The sequence below is a fragment of the Pirellulales bacterium genome, from assembly GCA_035939775.1.
GTDB lineage: Bacteria > Planctomycetota > Planctomycetia > Pirellulales > DATAWG01 > DASZFO01.
Map to the genome: position 1 here is coordinate 36,720 of DASZFO010000101.1, position 10,839 is coordinate 47,558.

A 10,839-nucleotide genomic window follows, 5' to 3' on the forward strand; every position below is an offset into this window, starting at 1 on the left:
AACACTGATCGGCAGGATTCTGTCGTGCGAAAGCTCAAACATGGTGTCGGGCGGAAGGGACGGGAGGCGTTGTTATCACTCGCCGCCTCTTTCGAATCCTCTGTACAGAGAGTCAAGGAATGGGGCGGACGATGGGTACGATTACGGAAAGCAGCACGGAAAGGAATACGTTCCAAGGGAAGTTTGAATTCACGTATAAGGCAGTTCCGAGCCACCTGTGGGATTTCGTTAAGCACCCGGTTCCGATTGTGCTCGCGGCAGGTTCGATCTTCTGCGCCCTGTGGACCTTGGCGGATATTCCACTGTATTTTGCCCGCGTTGGCACCCACGACTGGCGCTACTATTGGGCGTTGCTTGGTGCATCGTTCTTTTTTTCGGTTCTTTGGAATGGTTACTTCTACTGGCAAAGAGTGCTGGATGGTTTCGAGGACGTATCGCGCCGAGCCGCTCTGATCGCTCATCGCCGACGACCGAAATGGCAGTTTCGGCTTGCGATGGCACTGCTGGCCGAAAGGCTCGGGCCCTTAGTACGCGAGTTGATCGAGGTGGAAACCGGTCGCGCCTTTATTCGGCTCGAAAAGCCGCCGACAATTGACGCTTACAGGGGCTGGGCGTCAACTCGGGTTGAGACCTTAGAGCGAATGGTCTCGGTCGCCACGAAATTGCTGGTTCAGGACTTCCCTCGCGCGCTCCAATCCACGCCGGAAAGAGCTGCGGACCCGAAGGAGATATTGGCAACGGTTGAGTCGCTTGCTCGTTTTTATCAAGAGACCGTCAAGTTCGAGCGCGAGGCCAGAGGAATCCTTACGTCGAAAGACCTGCAATCGCTACATTAGCATCAATTGGGTTGGTCGGACCCTGTGCGCGACGCCGTTCACCAGTTATTTCAGTTTCTTCAAAAGATTTGCGACTGCAATCCGCGGGAGAAGCCCACCATCGAGTACACGATTGCGTTTGGCTCGCCACCGGGCGTGGAGGCGTTCTGCGATGAGATAAGGCAGCTTGAACCGCGTTATGCTCAACTCGCCCGCGATTGGTAGCGAGAGTCGCCATTGCTCTCGCCAGCGGTGGGCGGGATGACCCAGAAGGCCGTTGGGGATTCATTCGGTCGGCATTTCAGCGACCGGCGCAATTGGCGCATCGATCGTCAGCCGCGTCTTGGCGGAAATCTTCTTCTCAAGTTCGGCGACGATCGCTTCCAGCTCGATCTTGGTTTCCGCCTGAATACCCAAACACTCAGCAACGCCGGCCGCGTCGGTGCTGAGACGTGTGTCGAGTTGAATCTTGAATTCGCCGTCGCCTTCCTCCATTTTGTACGAATGGATGTGCATCGTGTCGCCGACGCGCACATTCGTCAGGTGTGCAAAGTTGAACTGGCTTTGCAGGTATTCCAAAAGGCAGTCTTGGATCACCAAGGCGAGGTGTTTGCCAATGTGTTCCAGCGTATCGACTTTGTGATGAAGCTGAACAAGGATCGTTTTCGCCGTCATCTTCCAATTCATGCCAAAAGGTTTGCGAGAATTCACGTCCTTTCGCGAGGCTTTGATTCCCAGCACCTTCAAGAGCCTTTGCCGTTCGGGCCACACGGTTCCTGTCGTGTCGAGCGTCTGAAATTCAATGGCGACGAAATCCTTGACTTTGCCTTTTTTGACCGAGACCAGGAAATAATCAACGCTGCCGCCCGGTATCGAAACTTCAGGGACAACATGCAGTTCGTTGCCCGGATCGTGCTGGGTTAGCAAGTGAAGGCAATCGGTGAAAACCTGTCGGCGTTCCAACAGCCTGTTCGGGCAAATGATGATATCCTGATCGCCCTTCCCATAGCGGACCGAGCAAGTGCCGATGGAAACATCGGGGTCGCTCTTGCGAACCTTGAAGCACTTGGTTGCAGAAAACGGGCACCGCTGCTGCTGGACGATCTGTGACCAATTATGGTTTCGCCGCGTGGAGTTTCCGAACAACTCCAAGACCTTGTTCGAATCGGTCTGTGCCATATTCGAGGGATGCCGGCTCAAAGCAAGAGTTTGCAACGATCTTGTGCGAACCTGACATACTCATCCGATACGTCGACGCCCACGGATTTGCGTCCAAGCTGAAACGCTACGAGGTTCGTCGTCCCCGTGCCGCAGAACGGATCAAGAACGATCCCATCGTCGGGACACGTGGCAAGAATCGGAATCTTGCAGAGGTCTTCGGGGTACGGAGCGAAATGAGATTCGCGCTTCTGCGTGTCTTCCGGCATAATATCCCAGACGTCGCTGGGTTTGCTCCCCATCGGGTGATATTTCAGAAAATAGAAGCCCTTCTCGCGAAGTTCTCTTGCCCTGCCCGACACGCTTTCCGAGTCGGAATGGGTAGCGCGCTGCTGGCCGCGGATTATCATGCGAAAGTCGGCCAATTTTCCTTCCAAAATCTCGTGAAGAATGTTTTCCAGCGCGCCGAAGGCATTTCCCTTCTCTGCTTCGGAGAGCGCCGTCGACAGTTCGATCTGACGCCGATATCGAACGCCGCTGACGCCAGTAGCTGAAACGACCGCGCCATTACGGACCCTGCTCGTCTTGGGGTTCGATCGGATACCATCCACGTCGTAGAAATACGACTTGCACTTAGTGAAGTGAAAGACGTATTCGTGAATGTTCCGCAACTTGTCTTTGGCGTTGTCTGGGCCGCCTTTGACCTTGTTCCAGATCACATCGTTGCGGAGCAGCCAACCCTGGTTGTCGGTCAACTCCAAAGCGACTCGCCATGGAAGACCCAGAAGCCGTTTGTCCTGATACGTGTCGCCGATGTTAAGCCAGAACGAGCCTCTGCTCTTGAGCACACGCTTCACTTCGCCGCAGACTGCCGACAAGTCGCGCACGTAATCCTTGAAGTTGACCTCTTCGCCGATCCCGACCGAGGCATACTGCCGTTGTCCCCAGTACGGCGGCGAAGTCATGCAGAAATCGATGGACTCCGCCGGAAAATCACGAAGAACGTCGATCGAGTCGCCGCACAAAAACAGCGGCCGATATGACGCGATGTCGTGGTAATTCCTAAACTCGTGTCCGTAGTCGAGTCGGGCGGCGTTTTGGAGCATCGATGTAGCCCAGTCGTCGGGATTTCAATGGACAACATACCACGTGTCTCCGCAGCGTCCAAGTCGCACGGGTTTCAACTAAGAGGCCGTCTCGACGGTGAGCTTCAGTCCTTTCGCCGTTGTCACGGCCACAAGCGTCGAGAGTTAGGAGTTGCCGCGCGACGGCAGAGATTACTTTTTGCTCTGCTCGCGTGCCGCGATCAGCGTGTTGTGCAAGAGCATCGTGACGGTGAGTGGGCCGACGCCGCCGGGGACGGGCGTGATGTGGTCGGCCACTTGGCTGACGCCGGTGAAATCCACGTCGCCGCAAAGCTTGCCGTCGATGCGGTTCATTCCCACGTCGATCACCGCCGCGCCGGGCTTAACCATTTCGGCTGTAACGAACCGGGCCTTGCCGATGGCCACGATCAGGATATCGGCCTGCCGGGTGATCTTGGCCAGATTCGGAGTGCGGCTATGGCAGACGGTCACGGTCGCGTCGCCGCCCGGCCCGCGCTGCATCAGCATCAGGGCCATCGGCTTGCCGACGATGTCGCTGCGGCCGACGATTACGGCATGTCGGCCTTCCGTCTCGATCCCGTTGCGCACGAGCAACTGCTGAATGCCGTACGGCGTGCAGGGGAAAAATCGCGGGCGGCCTTGCGCGATCAGGCCGACGTTTTCCGGATGAAACGCGTCGACATCCTTCAGCGGGCTGACGGCCGAGAGAATTGTGTTCGCATCGACCTGCGGCGGCAGCGGCGTCTGGACGAGGATTCCATGCACCGCCGGGTCGCGTCCTTCGTTAAGCTGCTGAATTAGCGCCAGCAGCTCGTCCGTCGTGGAGCTAATCGGCAATCGATGAAGCCGGCTCTCGATGCCGACCCGCTGGCAGGCGAGCCGTTTGTTGCGCACGTAAACCTCGCTCGCCGGGTTGTCGCCAACCAGCACGGCCGCAAGGCAAGGCGTCACGCCGCTGTTGGCGACAAACTCCGCGACCTCGGCGGTCAGTTCAGTCTGAATCTGTTCGGCAAGCTGCTTGCCGTTGAGGAGGACCGCTGTCACGGATACAACCTTCATCGGGGCGTGAAAGACCGCTTCATTCTAACGCCGCGATCCAGGGCGTCATCCCCTGAGCCAGAGCGAGCCAAACGCGCCTGCCCAATGCAGCGCGTGCAGGGCGAGGCAGGCGTAGGCGCCGGCGGCCCAATCGTCGGCCATGATTCCCAACCCGTCGGGGAGTTGCTCAAGCTGCCGGGCCGGCGGCGGCTTGGTGATGTCAAACAGACGATGCAGCGCGAAACCCGCGGCGAGGATGATTGGTTGTTGAAGCGCGATCCGAGGCACGAGAAAAAAGGCGATCGGCATCGTGGCGATCTCGTCGAATACGATCGCGCCCGGGTCTTTCACGCCGCCAAACTTCCGCGCGGCGGCGGTACAAAGCGGAATGCCGACGAGATTGATCGCGACGATCGCGGCAACCTGCAACCAAATCTCCGGCAGAAAACTGATCGCCCAGCTTAGCGGCAAGCCCCAGAGCGCTCCGAAGGTGCCCGGCGCCCAAGGAATTCGCCCGGCCCAAAATCCGGTCGCCAGCACGACTGACAGCGCCCGCCAGTCCACAGGTCCGGTCGGCTTTTCACTTTTTCCATAAGCGCCCATAGCCGGATGCTACCGGCAGTTAGAGCGATGAGAAAGAGGAGGGACGCGATTTTTGGGGTTCAAGTCGCCACAGGTGCGTCTGCGGATACAATAGGCACCGTCATTTCGCCGAATACGTCCGGCAATCGGCTAGCCGGATTTTGAGCAGCGACTAGAATGATGTCAATCGTCGTGCGTTGGAGCGACTTATGGCGAAGGCCCAGATTCAACCTGCCGTGGCGTCGCCGCAACCCGCCATGCCGCCGAGTATCGAGCCGCACCCAGTAGTTTCACCGCAATCGCAAGCTGACGGCAATGCCGCTGCAATTTCTGCAACGCCCCGGCGGCACCGACGCCGAAAGTGGCTCATCGCCGGAGCGGCAGTCATCGGGATCGCGATTCTCGTCCTGGTCGGCATACCGATGATTCGCGAAGCCCTGACCACGGTCTCCACCGACGATGCCTACGTCAATGGACACGTGACGTTTGTCGCCCCGCGCGTGGCAGGGCAAGTGACGCAGGTGCTGGTGGATGACAACAACCGTGTTCGCGCCGGTGATTTGCTGGTTCAATTGGACCCGAAACCGTATCAGGTGCAGGTCGAATTGGAAAAGGCGGCATTGGACGCCGCCAAGACCGACCTGGCCGGCGCCCAATCGCAAGTGCGCGGTTACGCGGCCCAAGCCCGCAGCCTGCGATTCAAGCTCCAGCACACCATCGAGGACATCGACAACCAGATTGCGTTGCTGCGGGCCAAAGTCGCGCAGCTTGCAACCAAGCAAGCCACGCTCGCCCGGGCCAAGGCCGATTACGAGCGCGGCAAGAAGCTCGTGGAATCGCGGGCCATCGCTCAAGAGGACTTCGACCAGCGACAGGCGGCCTTTCGCGTGGCGGAAGCCGACATGAACGAAGCGCTGGAAGAGGTGTATCAGTCGCGGGCGTCGCTCGGCTTGCCGCGGGAGCCGCCTGATGGAAAGGACTTGAGCCAGGTCCCGCCGGACCTCGATCAAACTGCCTCCGCAGTGCGCGAGGCCCTGTATGCCATGATTCAAAGCGCGGCGTTGTTGGGAGTTTATCCGTCGTCGTACGAACTTACTCCGAAGCGGACGATCGAGGAGTTCATGCGCCGCGATCCCAGCGCCGACGTGAATCGAATCTACGAAAAACTGCTCCTCGGTGCGCCGGCCGTCAAGCAGGCCGAGACCCGAGTGGCGATGGCGCAGGCCAACTTGGACCAGGCCGAGCTGAATCTCAGCTACTGCAAAATCTACGCGGTCATCGACGGCGTCGTCACGCGACGGAACGTCAACCCCGGCAATAATGTGCAAGTGGGCCAAGGCCTGATGGCCGTCCGCTCGCTGACCGAGATTTGGATCGACGCCAATTTCAAGGAAACGCAGCTCGATTGGCTGCGAATCGGCCAGCCCGCAGACCTGGTTGTCGATATGTATGTTGGCCGCCGCGTGTTCAAGGGGCGGGTTTCGGGCTTCACGATGGGCACCGGCTCGACGCTGTCGCTCTTGCCAGCGGAGAACGCCACGGGTAACTTCGTGAAAGTCGTGCAGCGATTGCCGGTGCGAATCGATCTCGTCGAGCCGAACCCGGAGGACAGCCCGCTGTTCATCGGGCTTTCCGTCACGCCGTATGTTCACGTCAACGAACAGCCGACGGGCCCCGAGGCGGGGAAATTCCTTCAGCCGCACGTGGTTGCGGCGGCAGTCGAAAGCGTCGCGCCGAATTCGACCGGCGCCGGCGGCGCTGCGATTCCGGCCGGCCCGTCGCGGCCGCCGGCGGCTGACTTGCCGACTGCGCCGGCGCCTACCGGATTGCCGCTGCCGCAATCGCCCATGAAATAGCCCCGGTCGGCAAGGGAGGCAACGTGAGCACCATCGCATTGTCTCCGAGTCTGGAGCGCCCTGCGGTGAACCCGTGGATCGTCGCCTGCGCGGTCATCGTGCCGACCTTCATGGAGATTCTCGACACGACGATCGCCAACGTTTCGCTCCGCTATATTGCCGGCGGGCTTTCCGCCTCAGCAACCGACAGCGAATGGGTCATTACGAGCTACCTCGCCGCCAACGCGGTCATCTTGCCGATCTCGGGCTGGATTTCGACGACACTCGGCCGGCGGAATTATTTCGTCCTATCGATCTGCATCTTCACGGTCAGCTCGGTGTTGTGCGGCACCGCTCAAAGCCTGAATCAATTGATTCTCTTCCGCGTACTGCAGGGCCTCGGCGGAGGCGGATTACAGCCCAGCAGCCAGGCGATCCTGCTCGACCGGTTTCCGCCGGAGAAGCAGGGATCAGCAATGACGCTCTACGCCGTGGCGGGGCTGATGGCGCCGATTGTCGGTCCTACGCTCGGTGGCTGGATCACCGACAATTATTCCTGGCGCTGGATCTTCTACATCAACCTGCCCATCGGCATGATCGCGGCGGTCGCTTGCTATGCCGTGGCCCGCGATCCTGAGTATCTCCAGCGCTTGCGAGCCGAGCGGCGGAAGAACCCGCAGCCGTTCGATACGATCGGCCTAAGCTTGCTGGTGATCGCGATGGTCTGCTGGGAAGTGACGCTCAGCAAGGGGCAGGAATGGGATTGGCTGGGGGATCCGTTCGGCCGCGTGCAAACCTTGGCTGCACTCTTCGGAATCGCGACCGTCGGATTGTTCATTTGGGAGATGCGGCGGCCGGCGCCGCTGGTCAATTTCCGACCGTTCGCCAACCGGAATTTCGCAATCTGTTCGCTGATTATTTTCTCGATCTTTGCCGTGCTGTATGGGGCCAGCACCTCGCTCCCCGCCCTCTTGCAAACCCTGTTCGGCTACGATGCGCTGCAATCGGGGCTGGTAATGTCGCCATCGGGCATTTTCGCCGTGATCACGTTGCCGATCGTCGGGTTTCTGCTCGGTCGGCGGTTCGACGCCCGCGGGCTCATCGCCTTCGGTCTGCTGCTCGTGGCGGCCGGCTCCTACTGGATGTCGCGGATGAATTTGCAGATCAGCCCGATGTATATCATCTGGCCGCGGGTGGTGATGATCATCGGGCTCTCGTTCTGCTTCGCCCCGCTGAATGTGGCGGCTTACAAATACATGCCGGTGGCGCTGCGCGGGGCGGCGGTCGGCATGTTCTCGCTATTGCGAAACGAAGGAGGCAGCGTGGGCACGTCGCTCGCCCAGACGATTCAGGAGCGCCGCGCTCAATTCCATGCCCTGCGGCTCGGCGAATTCCTCGATCCGCTCAATCCGGCCGTGACCTCGTTCGGCCGTCAGGCGCAAGGCTATTTCCTTCAGCAAACCGGCGATCCGGCGTTGTCGCGCTTGATGTCGGTCGCCGAACTGGCCAACGTCCGCGACCAACAGGCCTCGGCCTTGGCCTACTTCGATTGCTTCTGGCTCTTCTCGATTGCGGCCTTGATTCTGATCCCGCTCGTACTGCTAATGCGCCGTTCCGCGGCAGAGGCGGGGCAACATTTGGCGGCGGAGTGAGTCGCCTACCAGCCCATCACCATATTCGATTCGATCACCTTGCGGGCCCGCTCCAGATCGGTCCCGGTTTCGTGCATGTAGAGCCGGATCGCGTGGACTTTGTCGCCGGCGGCTTTTGAGAGGCAGTCGCGGGCGGTGTTGCAAGGGTCGATTCGCCCGTTGATCCCCAGGGCCGATTTCGAGATGACCCAGGTATCCCGCGGGCGCTTGGTCAGTCGAATCACCCGTTCACTTGGATACGCCTCGTTGACCACGCCGGTGGCCGAATCCTCGTCGCTCGCCCAAGTGATGATAATGTGTCCTTCCGTTTCGACTTCAAATAGTGGCATGGCGAATCCCCTCATGCGCTAAGCGTTGATGACCAGCGGCCGTCAGCGGCGGCCGAGCTAAAAGGGCGTCAGACATGGCGGGTGGCCCTAAACAAAAATCTAATGCGGGGGGCGAGTTTCGTCAACGCACGCTGGAAGGGGGCCAGCCCAACAATCGGCAGACGGCCGGGGATCGCTTGCGGCTTAGCCGGCCACTGCCATCTGCCAACTTGCACTGAGGGTAGCTGTTGAGCGCGAACAGCGGCTACAATCTGCGATGTCCGGCTACTGGAACTATCCGCCAATCCGAAATACCGCAAACGCCCATCAGCAAATCTCGCCGACTCTGCCATGCCCGAACTGGCTGTTTCTAATTTGACCAAGCAGTTTCCGGCTCGGGCCGAGTCGCTCGAAGTGCTGCGCGGGGTGTCGCTGGCATTGTCGGCCGGGCAGAATTTGGCAATTCTCGGGCCGAGCGGATCAGGGAAAAGCACGCTGCTGCACATCGTTGGCACGCTCGACCGCCCCACCTCCGGCGAGGTGCGGCTGGATGGCAAAGACCCGTTCGTACTCGACGAGCCGAAACTGGCCGATTTCCGCAGCCGACGGATCGGTTTCGTCTTTCAAGATCACCATCTGCTGCCGCAGTGCAGAGTACTGGAAAACGTGCTGCTACCCACGCTAGCGCAAGGTGCAACGAATAATGGCGATCTGGAGCGGGCCAAAATGCTGCTCGATCGCGTCGGGCTGGCGGCGCGGCTGGAGCATCGCCCGGCGGAACTTTCCGGCGGCGAGCGGCAGCGGGTGGCGGTAGCGCGGGCGCTTATTCGCAAGCCGATCTTGCTGTTGGCCGACGAGCCGACAGGCAATCTCGACCGGACCACCGCCTCCTCCGTCGCGAAACTGCTGCTGGAGCTGCACGAACAGGAGCAGACGATGATGATCGCCGTCACGCATAGCATGGAACTGGCCGCGATGTTCCAGCGGCGGATGGAACTTGATGAGGGAAAACTTAAGGAGCGCAATTGATGGGCCGCTAACCGCCGCGCTCGCCTGGCGGCGCGCGGCTAAACGTTTGTACTTCGCACTTTGTACTTCGTACTTAACCGCTTTGTCTTCCTCCCGCTTTATAGTCCGCAGCCTGGTGTTTCATCGGCGAATTCACGTCGCCGTGGCGCTGGGGGTCATGGCGGCCACGGCGGTGCTGACCGGGGCGCTATTGGTCGGCGATTCGGTGCGCGGCAGCCTGCGGCATCTCACACTGGATCGGCTCGGGCGAATCGACGCGGCGCTCGTCACGCCGCGGTTCTTTCGCGCGGCGCTGGCTGAAGAGATTTCAGCGTATCGCGATGCCGAGCGCCCCGAGGCGCGGATCATCGCACGGCCGGCCATCTTACTACAAGCGACAGTGGCTCACGGAAGCGGCGCGGCGCGGCGATCGGCGGGCCAGGTTGCCGTAATCGGATGCAGCGACGGTTTCTGGGATTTTGATCCGGCGGGACCGCACCCGCGGCTTGAGAGTGGCCAGATTGTGCTCAACGAATCACTGGCCGAGAAGCTGGGTGCCAAGGTCGGCGACAACGTGATCGTGCGACTGCCGCTCCCCGGCGACATCCCCGCGGAAAGCGCGCTAGGCCGCAAGACGGAAACGGTCCGCTCGCTGCCAGCCCTCAAGATATCGGCGATCATTCCGGCGACCGGGCTGGGCCGGTTCGGCCTGCGCCCCACGCAGCAGCTTCCGTACAACGCGTACGTCGCCCTCGCGACCTTGCAGAAGGCACTCGACCAGCCCGACCGCGTCAATGCGATCCTTGCGGGCATTGACCGACCCAGCGATTCGCCGCCGGCGGCCGACGACGAATTGCTCCAGCGAGCCTTGCACCCGAAGTTGGCTGATTATGGGCTGTCGCTCCGAGAAACCCCACGAGGCTACTTCAACCTGGCAACTGACCGAATGATGTTGGACGAGCCGATTGAGCGCGCCGCCCAGCGAGCGTTCGGGGATCTCGACGGCCAACCGACCTTCACATATTTGGCGAACTACATTCTTGCGTCGAACGGAAAGGCGAAGATTCCATACTCCACAGTGACCGCGCTCGACATTCGTTCCAAACCGCCGCTCGGGCCATTTCTCGACCGCGAGAACAAAGAGATCGAGCCGCTCAAGGACGACGAAATCGTTCTCAATAGCTGGGCGGCGGTCGACATGGCAACGCAGGGAGCAAAACTCAAGCGCGGCGACACAGTCCAAATTCAATACTTCGAGCCGGAGAGCCTGCACGGCGAGGCGCGCGAGCGGACTGCCAGTTTTCGGCTCAAGTCGATCGTGGAATTGGACGGCGCCG

The 10,839-nt window shown here is 60.3% G+C and carries 10 protein-coding genes; 5 read left to right on the forward strand and 5 right to left on the reverse strand.

All coding sequences use genetic code 11. The annotated features are described in order from the left end of the window. The first annotated feature begins 131 nt into the window (after positions 1-131). Complete coding sequence (locus tag VGY55_06335; GenBank protein HEV2969590.1) at positions 132-836, forward strand: hypothetical protein; 705 nt, start codon at positions 132-134, stop codon at positions 834-836. A gap of 264 nt (positions 837-1,100) precedes the next feature. Here VGY55_06335 and VGY55_06340 read toward each other — a convergent pair whose 3' ends face one another. The 4 genes from VGY55_06340 to VGY55_06355 form a co-directional block, all read right to left on the reverse strand. After that, complete coding sequence (locus VGY55_06340) at positions 1,101-1,994, reverse strand: NotI family restriction endonuclease (GenBank protein HEV2969591.1); 894 nt, start codon at positions 1,992-1,994, stop codon at positions 1,101-1,103. A 17-nt stretch (positions 1,995-2,011) separates the two neighbouring features. Further along, positions 2,012-3,079, reverse strand: coding sequence for a site-specific DNA-methyltransferase (locus VGY55_06345; GenBank protein HEV2969592.1), 1,068 nt, complete (start codon positions 3,077-3,079; stop codon positions 2,012-2,014). A 171-nt stretch (positions 3,080-3,250) separates the two neighbouring features. After that, positions 3,251-4,123, reverse strand: coding sequence for a bifunctional methylenetetrahydrofolate dehydrogenase/methenyltetrahydrofolate cyclohydrolase FolD (gene folD, locus VGY55_06350; GenBank protein HEV2969593.1), 873 nt, complete (start codon positions 4,121-4,123; stop codon positions 3,251-3,253). A gap of 60 nt (positions 4,124-4,183) precedes the next feature. Further along, positions 4,184-4,681, reverse strand: coding sequence for a phosphatidylglycerophosphatase A (locus tag VGY55_06355; GenBank protein HEV2969594.1), 498 nt, complete (start codon positions 4,679-4,681; stop codon positions 4,184-4,186). Between the two features lie 227 nt (positions 4,682-4,908). On the opposite strand from VGY55_06355, the gene VGY55_06360 reads away from it, so the two are divergent. Further along, positions 4,909-6,555, forward strand: coding sequence for an HlyD family secretion protein (locus VGY55_06360; GenBank protein HEV2969595.1), 1,647 nt, complete (start codon positions 4,909-4,911; stop codon positions 6,553-6,555). 23 nt (positions 6,556-6,578) lie between these two features. Then, positions 6,579-8,186: a DHA2 family efflux MFS transporter permease subunit gene (locus VGY55_06365; GenBank protein ID HEV2969596.1), complete on the forward strand. Its 1,608-nt coding sequence runs from the start codon at positions 6,579-6,581 to the stop codon at positions 8,184-8,186. Positions 8,187-8,191: 5 nt separating this feature from the next. Here the strand turns inward: VGY55_06365 and VGY55_06370 are convergent, their stop codons facing one another. Beyond that, on the reverse strand, positions 8,192-8,515 hold the full coding sequence (locus tag VGY55_06370; GenBank protein HEV2969597.1) for a DUF6793 family protein: 324 nt from the start codon (positions 8,513-8,515) through the stop codon (positions 8,192-8,194). 330 nt (positions 8,516-8,845) lie between these two features. On the opposite strand from VGY55_06370, the gene VGY55_06375 reads away from it, so the two are divergent. Together VGY55_06375 and VGY55_06380 are read left to right on the forward strand one after the other, a co-directional pair. Continuing rightward, on the forward strand, positions 8,846-9,523 hold the full coding sequence (locus VGY55_06375; protein HEV2969598.1) for an ABC transporter ATP-binding protein: 678 nt from the start codon (positions 8,846-8,848) through the stop codon (positions 9,521-9,523). A gap of 82 nt (positions 9,524-9,605) precedes the next feature. Further along, positions 9,606-10,839 (forward strand): ABC transporter permease (locus tag VGY55_06380; protein ID HEV2969599.1); only part of this gene is annotated, 1,234 nt, incomplete at its 3' end.

Bases quoted from the DNA above. Each gene is read 5' to 3' on its own strand.
- VGY55_06335 (HEV2969590.1), top strand. From the start codon at position 132: ATGGGTACGATTACGGAAAGCAGCACGGAAAGGAATACGTTCCAAGGG.
- VGY55_06340 (HEV2969591.1), bottom strand. From the start codon at position 1,994: ATGGCACAGACCGATTCGAACAAGGTCTTGGAGTTGTTCGGAAACTCC.
- VGY55_06345 (HEV2969592.1), bottom strand. From the start codon at position 3,079: ATGCTCCAAAACGCCGCCCGACTCGACTACGGACACGAGTTTAGGAAT.
- VGY55_06360 (HEV2969595.1), top strand. From the start codon at position 4,909: ATGGCGAAGGCCCAGATTCAACCTGCCGTGGCGTCGCCGCAACCCGCC.
- VGY55_06370 (HEV2969597.1), bottom strand. From the start codon at position 8,515: ATGCCACTATTTGAAGTCGAAACGGAAGGACACATTATCATCACTTGG.
- VGY55_06375 (HEV2969598.1), top strand. From the start codon at position 8,846: ATGCCCGAACTGGCTGTTTCTAATTTGACCAAGCAGTTTCCGGCTCGG.